We start from the raw sequence: 20024 nt of genomic DNA on the forward strand, positions 1-20024 counted from the left end.
TACGGCGCGTGGCATGGTCAGCCTGCTGGTGCTGCCCCGGCGAGCAGTTCGGCGATGGTCGGTCCGTCCGCGCGTGCCAAGTCGTCCTGATACTTGAGCAGGACGCCTAGCGTGTCGCGCACCGATTGCGGATCGAGTTCGGTCACGCCCAGCGCGGCCAGCGCGCGACACCAGTCGATGGCCTCGGCAATGCCGGGAGCCTTGAACAGGTCGATGCCACGCAGCCGGTGGATGAAATCGACGGCCTGCCGTTGCAGGGCCATCGCCGCTTCGGGCGCGCGCGCCGCGACGATCTGCAACTCGCGGTCGCGGCCCGGGTAACCCATCCACTGGTAAAGGCAGCGACGTTTGAGCGCGTCATGCACCTCGCGCGTGCGGTTCGATGTGATCACGATCAGTGGCGGACGTTCGGCCTGGACCACGCCGATTTCGGGGATCGACACCTGGTATTCGGACAGGACTTCGAGTAGAAACGCCTCGAACGGTTCGTCGGCGCGGTCGATTTCGTCGATCAGCAGCACGCGCGGCACGTTCGGCGCGGCAGGGTCCGGCAACAGCGCCTCAAGCAGCGGGCGCTTGAGCAGGTAGTCGTCGTGATAGAGCGATTGCTGCTCGGGCCGTTCGCCACGCGCTTCGGCTAGCCGAAGCGCCATGATCTGGCGCGGGTAGTCCCATTCGTAGAGCGCGCTGGCGGCGTCGAGACCTTCATAGCATTGCAGGCGCAGCAGCCGCGTGCCGAGCGCGCGCGCCATGGCTTGCGCCAGCGCTGTCTTGCCGACACCGGGCTCGCCTTCGAGAAAAAGCGGGCGTTGCATCCGAAGCGCGAGATACAGCACGGTGGCCGTCTCGCGGTCGGCGAAATATTGCTGCTTTTCGAGCAGCGAGAGGGTTTGGTCGATCGAGGTGGGGAGCATGGTGAGAATGCGAGTTCCGTCGCTATGCGCACCTCTCTCCCGCCGCGCGGGAGAGAGGTACAAACACGACGCAGCCTTAGCCCTTCAGCGCCTGCTCCACGGCTCGCGCCGCCAGCACGGGGATCAGATGCGCGCGGTACTCGGCAGATGCATGCAGGTCCACGTTGAGGCCAGACGGGTCCATCTTCACGGCTCGGGCGGCAGCCGGCGTGAAGCTGGCCGCCAATGCCTGCTCGAGCGCCGGCGCCCGGAACACGCTGTCTGCCGCGCCGGTCACCGCCACGCGCACGGTCTTGCCGGTGCGCGCGACCATCACGCCAACCAGCGCGAAGCGCGATGCGGGGTTGCGGAACTTGATGTAGGCAGCCTGATCCGGCGACGGGAAACGCACCGCGGTGATCAACTCGTCGGGCTCGAGCGCTGTTTCATAGAGCCCCTTGAAAAAGTCGTCCGCCGCGATGCTGCGACGATCGGTGACGACCGTCGCGTTCAGCCCGAGCACGGCGGCGGGATAGTCCGCCGCCGGGTCGTCATTGGCGAGTGAGCCACCGATCGTCCCCATCGCGCGTACCTGCCGGTCGCCGATGCCGTTGGCCAGCGCGGCCAGCGCCGGAATGCGGCGCATCACGTCGGCATTGGCCGCCACATCGGCATGGCGCGTGGCGGCGCCGATCACCAGCGCGTCACCCTCGACGCGAATCCCGTTCATGCCCGGAATGCGCGATACATCGACCAGCGTCGACGGCGAAGCCAGGCGCAGCTTCATCGCCGCCAGCAGGCTTTGACCACCAGCCAGGAACTTGGCGTCGCCATCGGCCTTCAGCTTGGCCACCGCGGCATTGGCGTCGGCGGCACGTTCATACTGAAATGCATACATGTTGTGCTCTCCCCGGTTACGCGGTGCCAGATTGCGCGGACTGGATGGCTTGCCACACGCGATGCGGCGTGGCAGGCATCTGCAGATCGTGTACGCCGAGCGGCGACAAGGCGTCGACCATGGCGTTGATGAAGGCCGGTGGCGAGCCGATCGCGCCGGCTTCGCCGCAGCCTTTCACGCCGAGCGGATTGTGCGTGCACGGTGTGCCGGTGGACGTCTCGACGGTGAAGTCGGGCAGGTCTCCGGCGCGTGGCATCGCGTAGTCCATGTACGAACCGGTCAGGAGCTGGCCGCTCTCGGGGTCGTAGACGCACTGTTCGAGCATCGCCTGACCCAGCCCCTGGCCAATGCCGCCATGTACCTGGCCTTCCACGATCATCGGGTTGATCACGTTGCCGAAGTCATCCACAGCGGTGAACTTGACCACGTGCGACTCGCCGGTATCGGGATCGACCTCGACTTCGCAGATGTACGCGCCGGACGGATACGTGAAGTTCGTCGGATCGTAGAACGCGTTCTCGTTCAGGCCTGGCTCAAGCTTGTCGAGCGGGTAGTTGTGCGGCACGTATGCCGTCAGCGCCACCTCGCCGAACGTCTTGGTGCGATCGGTGCCGGCCACGCGGAACACGCCGTCCTTGAACTCGATGTCGGCGTCGGATGCCTCGAGCAGGTGCGCGGCGATCTTCTTGGCCTTGGCCTCGATCTTGTCGAGCGCTTTCATGATCGCCGAGCCGCCCACTGCCAGTGAGCGGGAACCATAGGTCCCCATGCCGAACGGCACGCGGCCCGTATCGCCATGCACGATCTCGACGGCATCCAGTGCGATGCCCAGGCGGTCCGCCACGATCTGCGCGAACGTGGTTTCATGGCCTTGACCGTGGCTGTGCGATCCGGTGAAGACCGTCACGGTGCCCGTCGGATGCACGCGGATCTCGCCCACCTCGAACAGCCCGGCACGCGCGCCCAGCGCTCCGGCGATATTCGAGGGCGCAAGCCCGCAGGCCTCGATGTAGCACGAGTAGCCGAGCCCGCGCAGCTTGCCGCGTTGCTTCGCTTCCGCGCGCCGGGCCGGGAATCCCGCCACGTCGGCCAGTTCCTCCGCGCGAGCCAGGCAGGGCTCGTAGTCGCCGGTGTCGTAGGTCAGACCCACCGGAGTGGCATACGGGAAGGTGCGGATGAAGTTTTTGCGGCGCAGCGTGGCCGGATCGACGTTGGTCTCGCGCGCGGCCGCTTCCACCAGCCGCTCGACGACGTAGGTGGCCTCGGGGCGTCCCGCGCCGCGATAGGCATCGACGGGGGACGTGTTGGTGAACACCGCGTGGACTTCGGCATAGATCGCCGGCGTGGCGTATTGGCCGGCCAGGAGTGTCGCGTAGAGGATCGTCGGCACGCTACTGGCGAACGTCGACAGGTACGCGCCCATGTTGGCGATGGTGTGCACGCGCATCGCCAGGAAGTTGCCGTCGGCGTCGAGCGCGAGTTCAGCCTTGGTCACATGATCGCGACCATGGGCGTCGGTCAGGAAGGACTCGGAGCGTTCCGCAGTCCACTTGATCGGACGTCCCACCTTTTTCGATGCCCAGGTCAGTGCCACGTCCTCGGGGTAGAGGAAGATCTTCGAGCCGAAGCCGCCGCCCACGTCCGGCGCGATGATGCGCAGGCGCGACTCGGGCAGGCCCAGCACGAATGCCCCCATCAACAGCCGCTCCACGTGCGGGTTCTGGTTGGCGACGTAGACCGTGTAGCCGTCATCCTGGCGCGTATAGCTGGCATTGACCGCGCGCGGTTCGATCGCGTTCGGGATCAGCCGGTTGTTGACGATCTGCAGCGTGGTCACGTGAGCGGCCTTGGCGAATGCCGCGTCCGTGGCTGCCTTGTCGCCGTGGCCCCACGTGTAGCAGGTGTTGGCGGGGACATCGTCGTGGACGAGTGAAGCTGCCGACGAGGCATTGGCCAGGCCGATCACGGCTGGCAGTTCCTCGTAGTCGACAACGATCTTCTCGGAGGCGTCGCGTGCCTGCTGGAGCGATTCTGCGACGACCAGCGCCACCTGGTCGCCCACGTGGCGCACCTTGCCGTGCGCCAGCGAGGGGTGGGGCGGTTCTTTCATCGGCGAGCCGTCGATGCTGTGGATCAGCCAGCCGCAGGGCAGGCCGCCGACCTTGTCGGCTGCCATGTCATCGCCAGTCAGCACGGCGATCACGCCGGGCGAGGCCGCCGCCTCGGACGTGTCGATCGACTTGATGCGCGCGTGAGCATGCGGCGAGCGCAGGAAATAACCGTAGCTCTGGTGCGGCAGGACGACATCGTCGGTGTACTGGCCGTTGCCGGTCAGGAAGCGATAGTCTTCCTTGCGGCGGACCGGCGAACCGATCAGCTTTTCGGGTGCGTTCATGGCCGGTCTCCTTATTCCGCGCTGGCCACGGCCGCCGAGCCCTGCATGGCCGCCTGACCTTGCTGCACCGCACGCACGATGTTGTGGTAGCCGGTACAGCGGCACAGGTTGCCTTCGAGCTGGTCGCGAATCGCCTGCGCGTCGGCGTTGGGGCGGTCCTTGAGCAGGGCCGTGGCCGCCATCACCATGCCCGGCGTGCAGAAGCCGCATTGCAGGCCGTGGCATTCACGGAACGCTTGCTGTACGGGGTGCATTTCGCCGTTGACGGCCAGGCCCTCGATCGTCGTCACGCTGCCGCCGTCCGCCTGCACCACGAGCACGTTGCAGGACTTCACCGCGCGGCCATCCAGGTGGACGGTGCAGGCGCCGCACTGGGCGGTATCGCAGCCCACGTGCGTGCCGGTGAGGCGCAGGTGTTCGCGCAGGAACTGGACGAGTAGTGTGTGAGGTTCGACCTGGGCGTCAACGGGCTTGCCATTGACCGTCAGGCGGATCGGAATCGCCATGCTTGTCTCCTGTGTGGGTGCACGCATGGCCAGCTCCATCCATCCCGATTCACTGCGCGGGACTGGCCACGACGCGGTACTGCCGTTTGGTTGAGACGGCTATTTCGTGATATTGGTGCTGCCGGGTTTGCCCGGTTTGCGAAAGCGTTGTGAACGATTGGACGCAAAAGGCTCTCCCAGTTAAACACAAAACCACCGGTGCTGCCATGCGGGTTCTCCTGCGATTCGCGGCCCTATGTTCTCTAGCGCATGGACGCCTTCATCCACTGGCTGTTTGACACCCTTGCCCTCCCGACGGTGGGGTTGCCCGCCATTTTCGTGGTCAGCCTGGTGTCGGCCACGCTACTGCCGCTCGGCTCCGAGCCGGCCGTGTTCGGCTACGTCAAGCTCAACCCCGATATGTTCTGGCCGGCCGTGCTGGTGGCCACGCTCGGTAACACGGTCGGCGGGGCCATCGACTGGTGGATGGGTTACGCGGCCAAGCTTGCCGTGGTGCGCTATCGGCTACGGCGCCAGAATCGGCAGCATGAGCGCGAACACGAGCAGCACCTGGAACACCCGAAGAAGGCCAGCAAGCCGGCGCTCGATGCCAAGTACTTCCGCTGGATGCGCCGTTGGGGGCCCCCGACGATGCTGGTGTCGTGGCTTCCTGGTATTGGTGATCCATTGTGCACTTTGGCGGGCTGGCTGCGGATGCCGTTCTGGCCCAGCGTCGGCTATATGGCCATCGGCAAGTTCCTGCGTTATCTGGCGATGACGGGCAGCCTGCTGTGGATTCCGGACTCCTTCTGGCACGGCGTGGGCCAGATCTTCCACCGGTTGTTCTGAGCGGGAATGCGCCGGACGGGCAGAAAACGGCGAGATCCCTGACGAAACCAAGGGTTATAGGGGGTTTTCGGGGTTGTTGCGGTGCGGCAAACATGGGCGTTGAAGTACAATCGCGCTTTAAAGACGAAATCGCGCACCGTCCCCGTGCGCAGCAGGAAGCGGTCCCGCCATGAACGCCCCACTCGTGCTCGATGCCAAGCTCGCCGCCAAGGACGCACCCCCGCGTCTGCGCGAGATCCCCTATAACTACACGTCATTTTCGGATCGCGAGATCGTCATCCGCCTGCTCGGCGAGGAAGCCTGGCGCATCCTGGACGAACTGCGCGGGGAACGCCGCACCGGCCGCTCGGCGCGGATGCTCTACGAGGTGCTCGGCGATATCTGGGTCGTGCGCCGCAACCCGTACCTGCAGGACGACCTGCTCGAAAATCCCAAGCGCCGCCAGATGCTGGTGAGCGCGCTGCACCACCGCCTGGGCGAAATCGAAAAGCGCCGCGCCGCCGACCGTGCCGAGCACGCCGAGCCCGCCGCGGAAGATCGCTCGCACCGTGTGGAGCAGCTGGTTGCGTTCGCCAAGCAGGCGATCGAGGCCTTCAAGCAGGAGTTCTCCGACGCCTACGCGCTGCGCAAGCGCGCCCAGCGCGTGCTGGGCAAGGTGACGCAGCACGACAACATCAAGTTCGACGGACTCTCGCGCGTGTCGCACGTGACCGACGCCACCGACTGGCGCGTCGAGTACCCGTTCGTGGTGCTGACCCCAGATACCGAGGAAGAGATCGCGGGCCTTGTGAAGGGCTGTTTCGAGCTGGGTCTCACCATCATCCCGCGCGGAGGCGGCACCGGGTACACCGGCGGCGCCGTGCCGCTGACGCCGTTCTCTGCCGTCATCAATACGGAAAAGCTGGAGCAGCTTGGCGAAGTCGAGCAGACCGATCTGCCCGGCGTGTCGCGCAAGGTGGCGACGATCTTCTCCGGCGCCGGCGTGGTCACGCGCCGCGTGGCTGATGCCGCCGACAAGGCCGGGCTGGTGTTCGCAGTCGACCCGACCTCGATCGACGCATCGTGCATCGGCGGCAACGTGGCGATGAACGCGGGCGGCAAGAAGGCCGTGCTGTGGGGTACCGCGCTGGACAACCTGGCGTGGTGGCGCATGGTCGATCCCGAGGGCAACTGGCTCGAGATCACCCGGATGGACCACAACCTCGGCAAGATCCACGACGTGCCGGTGGCCACGTTCGAGCTGAAGTGGTCGGACGGTAACCGCAAGCCGGGCGAGAAGGTGCTGCGCACCGAGACGCTGGCGATCGAAGGCCGCAAGTTCCGCAAGGAAGGTCTGGGCAAGGACGTCACCGACAAGTTCCTGGCCGGCCTGCCTGGCGTGCAGAAAGAAGGTTGCGACGGCATCATCACCAGCGCGCGCTGGGTCCTGCACCGGATGCCGAAGCATATGCGCACGGTCTGCCTGGAGTTCTTCGGCCAGCCGCGCGACGCGATTCCGAGCATCGTCGAAATCAAGGACTTCCTCGACGGCGAGTCGAAGCGCGAGGGCGGCGCCATTCTGGCCGGTCTGGAGCATCTGGACGAACGCTATCTGCGCGCGGTGGGCTACGCCACCAAGAGCAAGCGCAACGCGTTCCCGAAGATGGTGCTGATCGGCGATATCGTCGGTGACGACGAGGACGCCGTGGCCCGCGCCACCTCGGAAGTGATCCGCATGGCCAACGGCAAGAGCGGCGAGGGCTTCATCGCGGTGAGCCCCGAGGCCCGCAAGAAGTTCTGGCTCGACCGCTCGCGCACGGCTGCCATCGCGCGCCACACCAACGCCTTCAAGATCAATGAAGACGTGGTGATCCCGCTGCCGCGCATGGGCGAGTACACCGACGGCATCGAGCGCATCAACATCGAGCTGTCGATCAAGAACAAGCTCAAGCTGACCGACGAGCTCGAGGCGTTCTTCGCGCGCGGCAACCTGCCGCTTGGCCGCAGCGACGACGCGAACGAGATTCCCAGCGCCGAACTGCTGGAAGACCGCGTGCAACACGCGCTGACGCTGCTGCGTGAAATCCGCGCGCGCTGGCGCTATCTGCAGGACCACCTCGACACGCCGCTGGCCGCCGCGCGCGCCGCGCTGATCGGGCATGGCCTGGGCCTGCTCGGCCCGGCGTTCGAGCAGCGTCTGCAAACGCAGCCGGATGCGACCGTGTTCCACCTGATGCAGGACCGCACGATCCGCGTAAGCTGGAAGAACGAGATCCGCGCCGAGCTGCGCAAGATTTTCTCCGGCGGCGAGTTCAAGCCGATCCTCGACGAGGCGCAGAAGATCCACAAGCAGGTGCTGCGCGGCCGCGTTTTCGTGGCGCTGCACATGCACGCCGGCGACGGCAACGTCCACACGAACATCCCCGTGAACTCGGACGACTACGACATGCTGCAGGACGCGCACCGCGCGGTGGCCCGCATCATGACGCTGGCGCGTTCGCTGGACGGCGTGATCTCGGGCGAGCATGGCATCGGCATTACCAAGCTCGAATTCCTGACGGAAGACGAGATCTCCGAATTCCGCGACTACAAGCAGCGCGTCGATCCGCAGGGCCGCTTCAACAAGGGCAAGCTCCTGCCGGGCGCCGACCTGCGCAATGCCTACACGCCGTCGTTTGGCCTGATGGGGCATGAGTCGATCATCATGCAGCAGAGCGACATCGGCGCGATCGCCGAGAGCGTCAAGGACTGCCTGCGTTGCGGCAAGTGCAAGCCGGTGTGCGCCACACACGTGCCGCGCGCCAACCTGCTGTACAGCCCGCGTAACAAGATCCTGGCCACGTCGCTGCTGATCGAGGCCTTCCTGTACGAGGAGCAGACGCGCCGTGGCGTGTCGATCAAGCACTGGGACGAGTTCTCTGATGTGGCCGATCACTGCACGGTCTGCCACAAGTGCGTGACGCCTTGCCCGGTCAAGATCGACTTCGGCGACGTGTCGATGAATATGCGCAACCTGTTGCGCAAGATGGGCCAGAAGAAGTTCAACCCGGGTACCGCCGCGTCGATGTTCTTCCTGAACGCGACCAACCCGCAGACGATCAACATGACCCGTGCGGCCATGATCGGCTGGGGTTACAAGGCGCAGCGCCTGGGCAACGAACTGCTGAAGAAGTTCGCCCGCAAGCAGACCCAGCATCCTCCCGCCACGGTCGGCAAGCCGCCTGTGCAGGAGCAGGTGATTCACTTCATCAACAAGAAGATGCCGGGCAACCTGCCGAAGAAGACCGCGCGCGCGCTGCTTGATATTGAAGACAACGAGATCGTGCCGATCATCCGCAACCCGAAACAGACCACGGCCGAAACGGAAGCCGTGTTCTATTTCCCGGGCTGTGGCTCGGAGCGTCTGTTCTCGCAGGTGGGTCTGGCCACCCAGGCCATGCTCTGGCACGTGGGCGTGCAGACCGTGCTGCCGCCGGGATACCTGTGCTGCGGTTACCCGCAGCGCGGCGCCGGCCAGTACGACAAGGCAGAGAAGATGGTCAGCGACAACCGCGTGCTGTTCCATCGCGTGGCCAACACGTTGAACTACCTCGACATCAAGACCGTGGTGGTGAGTTGCGGCACGTGCTACGACCAGCTCGCCGGGTATGAATTCGACAAGATCTTCCCGGGCTGCCGCATCATCGACATCCACGAGTACCTGCTCGAGAAGGGCGTGAAGCTCGAAGGCGTCACCGGCACGCGGTACATGTACCACGACCCCTGCCATACGCCGATCAAGACGATGGACCCGACCAAGCTCGTCAATGACCTGATGGGCGGTAACCAGGGTGGCGGCAAGATCGAGAAGAACGAGCGCTGCTGCGGGGAATCGGGCACGCTGGCCGTTACGCGTCCGGATATCTCGACGCAGATCCGCTTCCGCAAGGAAGAGGAAATGCGCAAGGGTGCCGACAAGCTGCGTGCCGGCGACTTCAATGGCGACGTGAAGATCCTGACGAGCTGCCCGTCGTGCCTGCAGGGTTTGTCGCGCTACAACGAGGATGCGTCGGTGACGGCGGACTATATCGTCGTGGAGATGGCCAAGCACCTGCTGGGAGAGAACTGGCTGCCGGAGTACGTGGCAAAGGCCAACGCGGGTGGTATCGAGCGGGTGCTGGTTTAAACCGCCGGCCGTAGTCATGAGCTCCCCTCTCTCATATGTGGGGGAGGGGAGCAAAACAACACTCTCCAATCAATTCCCATGACCCGAGCCCGCAACTGTCCCCTCTGTGAAGCCGATGGTGGAGAACTCGTCTGGATGGGCGACCGCGCGCGCGTCATCCTGGTCGAGCATGATCGCTTTCCCGGTTTCTGCCGCGTGGTCTGGAACGACCATGTGGCCGAGTTGACCGATCTGGACGAGCACGACATGGCCTGGCTGATGCGGCTGGTGGCGCGTGTGGAGCGGATCGTCCGCGAGGTGATGACGCCGGACAAGGTCAACCTGGCCGCGTTCGGCAACATGGTGCCGCACCTGCACTGGCACATCATTCCGCGCTATCGCTGGGATTCGCATTTTCCGGAAGCGATCTGGGCCGCGCCGCAACGGACGGCCGACACGGCGCGCGTCGCCGAACTGGCCGACCGGCTGCCGGCGCTGCGTGCTGCACTTTCGGCACTGGATTCGGCCGACTGACACTTCCCTCGGCACGACGCCGTGCCACCTTGGTAAAGTGCCGTTGCAGTCTGGTAAGGAACCCACCGCCGTGACGGTGCGTCTGATACCAGTCAAACAACAACATGCCTGCCGGCGTCCCCAGGCCGCGGGCCATTCCGGGCGTCTTCCATGTCCACCACACCGTCGTCTGTCATCGTCCCCGGCCCGGCCGTACCGGCCAAGGCGCTCAAGGACCAGAGCCGCCTGCGCCTGGCTGCCACCTGGGCGCTGATCATGCCCTACTGGAAATCCGAAGACCGCAAGGCGGGGCTCGGCCTGCTGACCCTGGTCGTGGCGCTGAACCTCGGTATCGTCTATATCAACGTGCTGCTCAACGAGTGGAACCGCGTGTTCTACAACGCCATCGAGCAGCGCGACTTCGTCTCCTTCAAGGCATTGCTGCTGCGATTCTCCTGGATCGCGGCCTGCTTCATCGTGCTGGCGATCTCGCGCCAGTACTACCAGATGATGCTGCAGATGCGCTGGCGTACATGGATGACTGGCCGGTTCATGCAGCGCTGGCTTGGCCACCAGGCCTACTACCGCATCGAGCAGACCCATTCGACCGACAACCCCGACCAGCGACTGGCCGACGACCTGCGCCAGTTCACGGATGGCGCGCTGTCGCTGTCGATGGGGCTGCTCAACTCGGTGGTCACGCTGGTGTCGTTCATCGGCATCCTTTGGGTGGTGTCCGGGCCGATCAGCCTGGCGCTCGGCGGGTCCGAACTGACCATCCCGGGTTATATGGTGTGGTTCGCGATCGGCTACGCCGTGGTCGGTTCGCTGATTACCCACTTCGTCGGCCGTCCGTTGATCGGCCTGTCGTTCCAGCAGGAACAGTACGAAGCAAACTTCCGTTTCATGCTGGTTCGCCTGCGCGAGAACAGCGAGCCGGTGGCGCTATACCGTGGCGAGGCGACGGAGCAGGCCGGCCTGCGCGCGCGTTTCGAACGCATCCGGGAAAACTGGAACCAGTTGATGCGCTATACGCGACGGCTGACGTTCGTGAACTCGGGCTACGGCCAGTTCGCGATCATCTTTCCGCTGCTGGTGGCCGCGCCGCGCTACTTCTCCGGCAAGCTGACGCTGGGCGGCCTCATGCAGATCAACTCGGCGTTCGGGCAGGTACAGGGCGCCCTGTCATGGTTCGTCGATAGCTACGCCACGCTGGTCGGCTGGAAGGCGGCCGCCAACCGTCTGATCGACTTCCAGCAAGCGATTCGCGTGGCTGAGCGCGAGGATCTGACCCACGAGGGTCCGGGCGACATCGAGGTGGTCGAGTCCACCGACAAGGCCGACAACAGCATCACGATCACTGGACTGGGTCTGGCCCTGCCGGTGCGTGGCGGCCCCGGCCCGGACGACGAAGGCGTCGATCCGCTGAAGCGCCCGGGACAACGTCCGCTGGTGGCGCCGTTCTCGCTGTCGATCGGGCCGGGCGAGCGCTGGCTCGTCAATGGCCCTTCCGGCTGCGGCAAGAGCGTGTTGTTCCGCGCGCTGGCGGGCATCTGGCCGTACGGTCATGGCCAGATCACGGTGCCGCACAAGCGCATGCTGTTCCTGCCACAACGCAGTTACCTGCCGATCGGCACGCTGGCCGATGCGCTGTCGTACCCCGATGCCGGCAACGCGCATTCGCGCGAAGCGCTGGCCAACGTGCTGCGCCAGGCTCGCCTCGGCATGCTGATCAAGCATCTGGATGTGTTCGACAACTGGTCGCTTCGGCTGTCGCCGGGAGAACAGCAGCGGCTGGCGTTCGCGCGTGCATTGCTGCAGAAGCCCGACTACCTGTTCCTCGATGAGGCGACGAGCGCGCTCGACGAGGAAACCGAAGGCGCGATGTACCGGCTCATGGTCGAGACCCTGCCGGATGCCGCGATCATCAGCATCGCCCACCGTAGCACCGTGGCCGCGTTCCACGACCGCCGCTTGCATTACCTGCCGGTTGGCGATGCCTCGGATGAGAGCGGCGGCGGGCCGCGGGATGGGCAATTGGAGGGCGGTGGAGTAAGCTATCGGGTCGTACAAGACGCGTGACGGCGCCGTCGCGGCCGGCCTCGCAGCAGTGGCGGAGGGTGGTCGGGTCGCGGCATCGTGCCCTTCATCTATGGCTGGCCTCGAAAAAGACACCCCTCATCCCACCGCGCTGACCGTGCATACGCAGTCGCGTGTGCTCGAAATCGGCTTCGACAATGGCAATACCTGGCGGCTGCCGTTCGAGTTGCTCCGCGTATACTCCCCGTCCGCCGAGGTCCAGGGTCATGGCCCGGGACAGGAAACGCTGCAGACCGGCAAGCGCGACGTCGGCATTGCCGCCGTGGAGCCGGTGGGAAACTACGCCATCCAGATCCGGTTCGACGATGGCCACGACACCGGCATCTATTCGTGGGAGTTGCTGTACCGGCTGGGCGACCAGCAGGAAGCGCTCTGGGCCGATTACCTGAAGCGTCTGGCAGACGCGGGGCTGGATCGCGATGCGCCCATGGCGGCCGCCGGCGGCCATGCATGTGGTCATCACCATTGACCACTATTGATTGAAAGAATCCTGGAGTCCGAGAGATGAGCGAAACCCACTTCGGTTTCGAGAAGGTCGACGAATCTGAAAAAGCCGGCAAGGTTGCTGGCGTTTTCCATTCGGTGGCAAGCAAGTACGACGTGATGAACGACCTGATGTCCGGTGGGATGCACCGGCTCTGGAAGGTGTTCACCATCGCCCAGGCCAATGTGCGCCCGGGCCAGAAAGTGCTCGACATTGCCGGCGGCACCGGCGATCTGGCAAAGGCCTTCGCGAAGCAGGCCGGCCCCACCGGCGAAGTCTGGCTGACCGACATCAACGAGTCGATGCTGCGCGTCGGCCGTGATCGCCTGCTCAACAAGGGCGTCGTGACGCCGGTGGCGCTGTGCGATGCCGAGAGGATCCCGTTTCCGGACAACTACTTCGACCTCGTCACGGTAGCGTTCGGCTTGCGGAACATGACCCACAAGGACGCCGCGCTGGCCGAGATGCGCCGGGTGATCAAGCCGGGCGGCAAGGTCATGGTGCTCGAGTTCTCGAAGGTCTGGAAACCGCTCGAGAAGTTCTACGATGTCTATTCCTTCAAGGTTCTGCCGTGGCTTGGCGAGCGCGTGGCGGGGGATGCCCCTAGCTACCGTTATCTGGCCGAATCGATCAGAATGCATCCAGACCAGGGCTCACTTGTACGCATGATGGAACAAGTTGGGCTCGAACAGGTCGAATACTTCAATCTGACGGCCGGAGTAGTGGCGCTCCACGTCGGGAGAAAGTATTAATTCGCCATGTTCGGTCGGCAATGCAAGGCATGTTGGCCGAGAATGACAGGGGATAGAAGAATATGTCATCTTTTCGCGGAAAATTCCTGGCCATGTCGCTCATCGCGACACTGGCTCTCGGGGCAGCGCTCGACGCCAATGCCAAGCGTCTGGGCGGATCGCGCAGTATCGGCAAGCAGTCGTCGGGCGTGACGCAGCAGCGCCAGCAGGCGCCGGCGCAGCAAAACACGCCGCCGGCCCAGCAACCGGCGCAGGCGGCACCGGCTACGGCGGGTGCGGCAGGTGCGGCAGGTGGCGCGGCCGCCGCGGCAGCGCCCAAGCGTAACTGGGGTGGGATGCTGGGTGGTCTGGCAGCCGGCCTCGGCATCGGCTACCTGCTTTCGCACTTCGGCCTGGGCGGCGCGGCCGCCAGCATCCTGTCCAACGTGATCCTGTTCGGCGTGATTGCGCTGATCGCAATGTGGCTGATCCGCAAGTTCCGCGGTGGCTCGGCTCGCACGCAGCAGCCTTCGTACGCCGGCATGGGCGGCAATGGGTCGAATTACGGTGGTCCGTCGCATGCCGAACCGACGCTGCGCACGGCCGAGCCTGTTGGCAATGGCGGCGCCGCCAGCAATCCGGTCATGGGTGGCGCGGCAGCAGCCGCAACCGCGGCGGCTGTCCAGCAGCCGTGGGGCGTGCCGGCGGATTTCGACACCGAGTCCTTCCTGCGTAACGCCAAGGTTCACTATGTGCGTCTGCAGGCTGCTTGGGATGCGGGCAATCAGGACGACATCCGCGAATTCACCACGCCGGAAATGTTTGCCGAGATCAAGATGGACCTGTCCGAGCGCGGCAGCGAGGTCAACAAGACCGACGTCGTGACGCTGGACGCCCAGTTGCTCGGTATCGAGTCGACCCCGGCCCAGCACATCGCCAGCGTGCGTTTCTCGGGCATGATCCGCGAGAAGGCAGGCGAACCGGCTCAGCCGTTCGGTGAGGTCTGGAACCTGGCAAAGGCGACGTCGGGCAACGGTGGCTGGCTGCTCGCCGGCATCCAGCAGGAATCCTGAGCGCCGCATGAATCCTCCGCCGCATCGGTGACATGATGCGGCGGGCGAGTAGCTTAGAATGGAGGCCCGCGCATTGCGTGGGCCTTTTTATTTGGGCTGTCTGCCCGAGCACCGGATGCCATGAACGCATTGCCGACCCCGCTGGCCGCACCGATCGTTGCCGCGCTGAATCACCTGATCGAACAGGAGCCGTGGGCTTGCAGCCTGCTCACGCCGTTTGCCGGACGCGTGATCCGGTTCGACGCGTCAGCGTTCGCGCTGTCGCTCAAGGTCACGGAGCAGGGCGGCATCGACCAGGCACCCGAGGCCGAGGCGGCCGCCGTCACGCTGATCGTGCCGTTGCAGCAGTGGCCGCTGGTCGTGGCCGATGTTGCCGAAGGCGGTCAGGCAGCCGCGATGCGTCACGTGCGCATCGACGGTGACGCGGAACTGGCCAATGTGGTGTCGACGCTCGCACGCAACCTGCGTTGGGATGCGGCCGAGGATCTGTCCCGCGCGCTGCGTGGCGTGATGGGCGGGCCGGTCAGCGACAGCGTGGCGCAGCGCGTGGTGGAAGGCGCGCGTCAGGTGCACGAAAGCGCGACGCGAGCCGGCCGCGCCCTGCTCGACAATGTCACCGAGTACCTGCTGGATGAACAGCCGACGCTGGTACGGCACGCAGCGCTGGAGGGCTTCGGCGACGACCTGGCGCGGCTGCGCGACGATCTGGCCCGCCTGGAAAAACGGCTCGAACGGCTGGAGCGTGCTCCGGGCGCGGGCTCCCCGGATGCCTTACCCTCGGCCCATCGCTGACCTGCCCTGACCCGCCACGTGTCGTTTCCTGAAGATTTCGCATGACCCGCCTGCTGCGTCTCTGCAAGATACTGTTTGTCATCCTGTACTACGGGCTCGATGAACTCGTGCTGTCCGGCTTCAAGAACCGGCGCATCAAGTTCCTCGTCCGAGTCATCACCATCGGCCGCAAGCTCGATCAGCCGCGCGGCGAACGCCTGCGTATGGCGCTGACTGCGCTGGGCCCGATCTTCGTCAAGTTCGGCCAGGTGCTGTCCACGCGCCGTGACCTGATGCCGCCCGATATCGCCGACGAACTGGCCAAGCTGCAGGACCAGGTGCCGCCGTTCGAGTCAGCGGTGGCGGTGAAGATCATCGAGAAATCGCTGGGCCGCCGGCTGACGGAACTGTTCGAGACATTCGAGCACGAGCCCGTGGCCAGCGCGTCGATCGCCCAGGTTCACTTCGCCACGCTGCGCGGCGGTCCGAGCCATGGCCGCGAGGTGGCCGTGAAGGTGCTGCGTCCGGGCATGTTGCCGGTAATCGATAGCGACCTGGCGCTGATGCGCGACATGGCCACGTGGCTCGAGCGCGTCTGGGTGGACGGTCGCCGGCTCAAGCCCCGCGAGGTGGTGGCGGAGTTCGACAAGTACCTGCACGACGAACTCGACCTGATGATCGAGGCCGCCAATGCCAGCCAGTTGCGCCGCAACTTTGCCGAAAGCGACCTGCTTTGCGTGCCCGAGGTGTTCTGGGACTGGTGCACGAGCAGCGTCTTCACGATGGAGCGGATGCATGGCATTCCGATCTCCCGCACCGAATCGCTGAAGGCGGCGGGCGTCGACATGCACAAGCTGGCCGAAGAGGGCGTCGAGATCTTCTTCACGCAGGTGTTCCGCGACGGGTTCTTCCACGCGGACATGCACCCCGGCAACATCCTGGTGTCGGTCAGACCCGAGACGTTCGGCCGGTATATCGCGCTGGACTTCGGCATCGTCGGCGCGCTGTCCGAGTTCGACAAAAACTACCTGGCGCAGAACTTCATCGCGTTTTTCCGCCGCGACTACCATCGTGTGGCGCTCCTGCACGTGGAGTCGGGCTGGGTGCCGCCGGAGACCCGGGTCGAGGAACTCGAATCCGCCGTGCGTGCCTGCTGCGAACCGTACTTCGACAAACCGCTGCGCGAGATTTCGCTCGGCATGGTGCTGATGCGGTTGTTCCAGACCTCGCGCCGCTTCAACGTCGAGATCCAGCCGCAACTTGTGCTGCTGCAGAAGACGCTGCTCAATATCGAAGGCCTGGGCCGCCAGCTTGACCCGGACCTCGACCTCTGGAAGACCGCCAAGCCCTTCCTGGAACGCTGGATGTACGAGCAGGTGGGCTGGCAGGGCGCCTGGGAGCGGATCAAGATCGAGGCGCCGCAATGGGCGAAGATGTTGCCCGACTTTCCCCGGCTGGCCCACCAGTTCCTGGAGCGCCGCGCGCTGCAGAACAACGAAGGGCAGGAGCGTCTGCTTACCCAACTGGTGGCCGAGCAGCGCCGCACGAACCGCCGGCTGTCCACGGCCCTGCTGCTGATGGGCGGGTTCCTGGCCGGCATCGTGATCGTCCAGGCACTGGCCTGGGCGGGATACTGGTAGTCACCGCGCCTGAAGCGTCGCTGGTTTCCCCTTTCTCCCGCAGGCGGTGGGAGGGGAGAACCACCATACAACACCCAAGTGAACCAAGATGGGGATTTGCCCGCCCTCGGGGGAATTTTTGCCCCCCGGATGGGGGCGCGTCGCTATAATCCGCGTTTTGATTCGGCTACGACCGCCAAATGCCCGCCCGGGCGCCCGCGGCCCCGACCGATGAATTGGACTCCGGCTGGCCCCAACCCTTGACCCGGTCAAGGGCGTCAGGTGCCCCGCCGGCATTCGGTTTTTCGCCGCCAGGGCACATCAATTCTGGCCATTCTGGGATAAGGGCAGCGGTATGCTGATCTGGTTCGTCATCATCTATTGGATCATCTCGGTCGGTATCGGCCTGTGGGCGGCGCTTCGCGTCAAGGGAACCGCCGACTTCGCCGTGGCCGGCCGCAGCCTGCCGTTCTATATCGTCACCGCCACGGTCTTTGCCACCTGGTTTGGCTCTGAAACCGTGCTCGGCATCCCGGCCGTGTTCCTCAAGGAAGGCCTGTCCGGGGTGGTTTCGGATCCCTTCGGTTCCTCGCTCTGCCTGATCCTGGTTGGCCTGTTCTTCGCCCGGCCGCTGTACCGGATGAACCTGCTGACGATCGGCGACTACTATCACAACCGCTATGGCCGGCTGGCCGAAGTGCTGACCACGCTATGTATCGTGGTCTCGTATCTGGGCTGGGTGGCTGCGCAGATCAAGGCGCTGGGGCTGGTGTTCTATACGGTGTCGGACGGCGCGCTGTCCCAGGATGCCGGGATGATGATCGGCGCGGCCAGCGTGCTGGTCTATACGCTGTTCGGCGGCATGTGGTCGGTGGCCGTGACCGACTTCATCCAGATGATCATCATCGTGATCGGCATGCTCTATATCGGTTACGAAGTCAGCGGCCAGGCGGGTGGCGTGACGGCCGTGGTGTCACACGCGGCGGCGGCCGGCAAGTTCGAGTTCCTGCCGTCGCTGGACCTGGTGCAGATCATCGGGTTTGCCGCGGCGCTGTTCACGATGATGCTCGGCTCGATTCCCCAGCAGGACGTGTTCCAGCGGGTCACCTCCTCGCGCACCGAGCAGATCGCCGGTCGTGCGTCGGTGCTGGGTGGTGTGCTGTATTTTTTCTTCGCCTTCATTCCGATGTTCCTGGCCTATTCGGCCACACTGATCGACCCGGCGATGGTCGAGAAGTACATCAACTCGGATTCGCAACTGATTCTTCCGCAGCTGATCCTGACGCACGCGCCGATGTTCGCCCAGGTGATGTTCTTCGGTGCGCTGCTTTCCGCCATCAAGAGCTGCGCCTCGGCCACGCTGCTGGCGCCGTCGGTAACCTTCGCCGAGAACATCCTGCGCCCGTACTTCCGCCATCTCGCGGACAAGCAGTTCCTGCGCGTGATGCAGGTGGTGGTGCTCGTCTTCACGTCGCTGGTCACGCTGTTCGCGCTGAACTCGCACCTGTCGATCTTCCACATGGTCGAGAACGCCTACAAGGTGACGCTGGTGTCGTCGTTCGTGCCGCTGGCCTTCGGCATGTTCTGGAAGCCGGCCACCCGCCAGGGCGGTCTGGCCGCGATCCTGCTTGGCCTGGCCTCGTGGCTGACCTGCGAGATCGCCTTTGCCGATGCCACGGTGCCACCGCAAATGGTAGGGTTGCTGTTCTCGATCAGCGGGATGGTATTCGGGTCGCTGCTGCCTCAATGGATCAGCGATCGGCCGCCCGTTCGTGAAGTGCATATTGCATAACTTTATGCCTTCAAGGCCTTATCCGGGCTGCTTGTGGACGTTTGCGGCCCCGAATGTCCCCTTTTCCGGTCGGTAGCCGGTCCGGCAACGGTTTATAATCAACGGCTTTGCATCGCCGAGCGCCCCCGATCTCGCGCAATTCGCCTTGATCGACGCCCTTGTCATTTGGCGTGGCGCTGCCATCTATCAGTTTTACGTTTCAGTTTTCCGCGAAAGAACCACCATGCCGATCTATGCCTACCGTTGCGACGCCTGCGGATACGGGCGCGATGTGCTGCAGAAGATGAGCGATGCCCCGCTCACGGACTGCCCATCCTGCGGCGCCGCCGGAACCTACAAGAAGCAGCTGACCGCCGCCGGCTTCCAGCTCAAGGGATCTGGCTGGTACGTCACGGACTTCCGCGGTGGCAGCGGCGGCACCAGTGCCCCGGCCACCTCGGGCAACGCCACCGCGCCTGCCGCCCCGGCAGCATCCGCCGAATCGTCTACCGCATCGACAACTTCCGCGGCTCCGGCCGCCGGTGGATGCGGCGATTCGTGCGCCTGCCACTGACGCCCAGGCAAGCCGTGGTCACCAAGAAAACCTCCGCCTTGAAGACCTGGTTCCTGACCGGGCTGCTCGTGCTGGTGCCGCTGGGCATCACCCTGTGGGTGCTCAACGCCGTCATCAGCACGATGGATCAGAGCATGGCGCTGCTGCCGCTGGCATGGCAGCCCGAAAATCTGTTCGGGCTCCGCATTCCGGGCTTGGGCGCCATCCTGACGCTGCTGTTCATCCTGGTGGTGGGCGTGCTGGCCCATAACTTCATCGGCCAGCGGCTGGTGAAGTGGTGGGAAGCGCTGCTCCGTCATATCCCCGTGGTCGGTCCGATCTATACCAGCGTCAAGCAGGTCTCGGACACGCTGCTGTCGTCGTCGGGCAACGCGTTCCGCAAGGCGCTGCTGGTGCAGTACCCGCGCGAGGGATCGTGGACCATCGCGTTCCTGACCGGCCGGCCCGGCGGTGACGTGCAGAATCACCTGCAGGGCGATTACGTCAGCGTCTACGTGCCGACCACGCCGAACCCGACCTCGGGCTTCTTCCTGATGATGCCCAGGGCCGATACGATCGAACTCGACATGACCGTCGACGCCGCGCTGAAGTACATCGTGTCGATGGGCGTCGTGGCCCCGGCGGACCTGCCGCGCAAGTCCGGTGCCGACACGCGCCCGGCGCATGGCGCAGTGGCCGATGCCGATGCCGACGACGCCGTAGCCGATACTCATACCAATTGATTGCGCGCGGCCGTTCATCGCGG

The 20024-nt window shown here is 64.9% G+C and carries 16 protein-coding genes; 12 read left to right on the forward strand and 4 right to left on the reverse strand.

Annotated features, from left to right (window positions below; all coding sequences use genetic code 11):
• Nucleotides 1-17: 17 nt before the first annotated feature.
• The 4 genes from RMET_RS01835 to RMET_RS01850 form a co-directional block, all read right to left on the reverse strand.
• The gene (locus RMET_RS01835; protein WP_008644391.1) at nt 18-914 is read right to left on the reverse strand and encodes an AAA family ATPase; all 897 of its coding nucleotides are present in this window, start codon (nt 912-914) and stop codon (nt 18-20) included.
• A gap of 76 nt (nt 915-990) precedes the next feature.
• Entirely contained in the window at nt 991-1791 is an 801-nt protein-coding gene (locus RMET_RS01840) for an FAD binding domain-containing protein (RefSeq protein WP_011515241.1), read from the reverse strand.
• 16 nt (nt 1792-1807) lie between these two features.
• Nucleotides 1808-4186 (reverse strand): xanthine dehydrogenase family protein molybdopterin-binding subunit, encoded by a 2379-nt coding sequence (locus tag RMET_RS01845; RefSeq protein WP_011515242.1) that lies wholly within the window; start codon nt 4184-4186, stop codon nt 1808-1810.
• Between the two features lie 11 nt (nt 4187-4197).
• Entirely contained in the window at nt 4198-4692 is a 495-nt protein-coding gene (locus RMET_RS01850; protein ID WP_017513308.1) for a (2Fe-2S)-binding protein, read from the reverse strand.
• 249 nt (nt 4693-4941) lie between these two features.
• On the opposite strand from RMET_RS01850, the gene RMET_RS01855 reads away from it, so the two are divergent.
• The 12 genes from RMET_RS01855 to RMET_RS01910 all read left to right on the forward strand — a co-directional run bounded on the left by RMET_RS01855 (nt 4942) and on the right by RMET_RS01910 (nt 20001).
• Complete coding sequence (locus RMET_RS01855; protein ID WP_011515244.1) at nt 4942-5520, forward strand: YqaA family protein; 579 nt, start codon at nt 4942-4944, stop codon at nt 5518-5520.
• Nucleotides 5521-5689: 169 nt separating this feature from the next.
• Nucleotides 5690-9664: a DUF3683 domain-containing protein gene (locus RMET_RS01860; RefSeq protein ID WP_011515245.1), complete on the forward strand. Its 3975-nt coding sequence runs from the start codon at nt 5690-5692 to the stop codon at nt 9662-9664.
• A 78-nt stretch (nt 9665-9742) separates the two neighbouring features.
• Nucleotides 9743-10177, forward strand: a complete 435-nt coding sequence (locus tag RMET_RS01865) for an HIT family protein (protein WP_011515246.1) — start codon at nt 9743-9745, stop codon at nt 10175-10177.
• A gap of 150 nt (nt 10178-10327) precedes the next feature.
• On the forward strand, nt 10328-12238 hold the full coding sequence (locus tag RMET_RS01870) for an ABC transporter ATP-binding protein/permease (protein ID WP_008644384.1): 1911 nt from the start codon (nt 10328-10330) through the stop codon (nt 12236-12238).
• Nucleotides 12239-12308: 70 nt separating this feature from the next.
• Nucleotides 12309-12725 carry a gamma-butyrobetaine hydroxylase family protein gene (locus RMET_RS01875; protein WP_011515247.1) on the forward strand — a complete coding sequence of 139 codons (417 nt, stop codon included), beginning with the start codon at nt 12309-12311 and terminating at the stop codon, nt 12723-12725.
• Between the two features lie 35 nt (nt 12726-12760).
• A complete protein-coding gene (ubiE, locus tag RMET_RS01880; protein ID WP_011515248.1) occupies nt 12761-13492 on the forward strand; it encodes a bifunctional demethylmenaquinone methyltransferase/2-methoxy-6-polyprenyl-1,4-benzoquinol methylase UbiE in 732 nt (243 codons plus the stop codon).
• A gap of 62 nt (nt 13493-13554) precedes the next feature.
• On the forward strand, nt 13555-14544 hold the full coding sequence (locus tag RMET_RS01885) for a Tim44 domain-containing protein (RefSeq protein ID WP_011515249.1): 990 nt from the start codon (nt 13555-13557) through the stop codon (nt 14542-14544).
• Between the two features lie 120 nt (nt 14545-14664).
• Entirely contained in the window at nt 14665-15336 is a 672-nt protein-coding gene (locus RMET_RS01890) for a ubiquinone biosynthesis accessory factor UbiJ (RefSeq protein WP_011515250.1), read from the forward strand.
• Between the two features lie 41 nt (nt 15337-15377).
• Entirely contained in the window at nt 15378-16955 is a 1578-nt protein-coding gene (ubiB, locus tag RMET_RS01895) for a ubiquinone biosynthesis regulatory protein kinase UbiB (RefSeq protein WP_011515251.1), read from the forward strand.
• 334 nt (nt 16956-17289) lie between these two features.
• Nucleotides 17290-18726, forward strand: a complete 1437-nt coding sequence (locus RMET_RS01900) for a high affinity choline transporter 1 (RefSeq protein ID WP_011515253.1) — start codon at nt 17290-17292, stop codon at nt 18724-18726.
• Nucleotides 18727-18949: 223 nt separating this feature from the next.
• Nucleotides 18950-19279: an FmdB family zinc ribbon protein gene (locus tag RMET_RS01905; protein ID WP_011515254.1), complete on the forward strand. Its 330-nt coding sequence runs from the start codon at nt 18950-18952 to the stop codon at nt 19277-19279.
• Between the two features lie 14 nt (nt 19280-19293).
• Nucleotides 19294-20001, forward strand: coding sequence for a DUF502 domain-containing protein (locus tag RMET_RS01910; protein WP_011515255.1), 708 nt, complete (start codon nt 19294-19296; stop codon nt 19999-20001).
• The last annotated feature ends 23 nt before the right edge of the window (nt 20002-20024 follow it).

It is taken from the genome of Cupriavidus metallidurans CH34, assembly GCF_000196015.1.
Classification (GTDB): domain Bacteria; phylum Pseudomonadota; class Gammaproteobacteria; order Burkholderiales; family Burkholderiaceae; genus Cupriavidus; species Cupriavidus metallidurans.

What these genes read in the sequence shown, in the direction of transcription:
- ubiE (WP_011515248.1), top strand. Translation starts at nt 12,761, where the DNA reads ATGAGCGAAACCCACTTCGGTTTCGAGAAGGTCGACGAATCTGAAAAA.
- RMET_RS01835 (WP_008644391.1), bottom strand. Translation starts at nt 914, where the DNA reads ATGCTCCCCACCTCGATCGACCAAACCCTCTCGCTGCTCGAAAAGCAG.
- RMET_RS01905 (WP_011515254.1), top strand. Translation starts at nt 18,950, where the DNA reads ATGCCGATCTATGCCTACCGTTGCGACGCCTGCGGATACGGGCGCGAT.
- RMET_RS01840 (WP_011515241.1), bottom strand. Translation starts at nt 1,791, where the DNA reads ATGTATGCATTTCAGTATGAACGTGCCGCCGACGCCAATGCCGCGGTG.
- RMET_RS01870 (WP_008644384.1), top strand. Translation starts at nt 10,328, where the DNA reads ATGTCCACCACACCGTCGTCTGTCATCGTCCCCGGCCCGGCCGTACCG.
- RMET_RS01860 (WP_011515245.1), top strand. Translation starts at nt 5,690, where the DNA reads ATGAACGCCCCACTCGTGCTCGATGCCAAGCTCGCCGCCAAGGACGCA.
- RMET_RS01850 (WP_017513308.1), bottom strand. Translation starts at nt 4,692, where the DNA reads ATGGCGATTCCGATCCGCCTGACGGTCAATGGCAAGCCCGTTGACGCC.
- RMET_RS01885 (WP_011515249.1), top strand. Translation starts at nt 13,555, where the DNA reads ATGTCATCTTTTCGCGGAAAATTCCTGGCCATGTCGCTCATCGCGACA.
- RMET_RS01845 (WP_011515242.1), bottom strand. Translation starts at nt 4,186, where the DNA reads ATGAACGCACCCGAAAAGCTGATCGGTTCGCCGGTCCGCCGCAAGGAA.
- RMET_RS01900 (WP_011515253.1), top strand. Translation starts at nt 17,290, where the DNA reads ATGCTGATCTGGTTCGTCATCATCTATTGGATCATCTCGGTCGGTATC.
- RMET_RS01875 (WP_011515247.1), top strand. Translation starts at nt 12,309, where the DNA reads ATGGCTGGCCTCGAAAAAGACACCCCTCATCCCACCGCGCTGACCGTG.
- RMET_RS01855 (WP_011515244.1), top strand. Translation starts at nt 4,942, where the DNA reads ATGGACGCCTTCATCCACTGGCTGTTTGACACCCTTGCCCTCCCGACG.
- RMET_RS01890 (WP_011515250.1), top strand. Translation starts at nt 14,665, where the DNA reads ATGAACGCATTGCCGACCCCGCTGGCCGCACCGATCGTTGCCGCGCTG.
- ubiB (WP_011515251.1), top strand. Translation starts at nt 15,378, where the DNA reads ATGACCCGCCTGCTGCGTCTCTGCAAGATACTGTTTGTCATCCTGTAC.
- RMET_RS01865 (WP_011515246.1), top strand. Translation starts at nt 9,743, where the DNA reads ATGACCCGAGCCCGCAACTGTCCCCTCTGTGAAGCCGATGGTGGAGAA.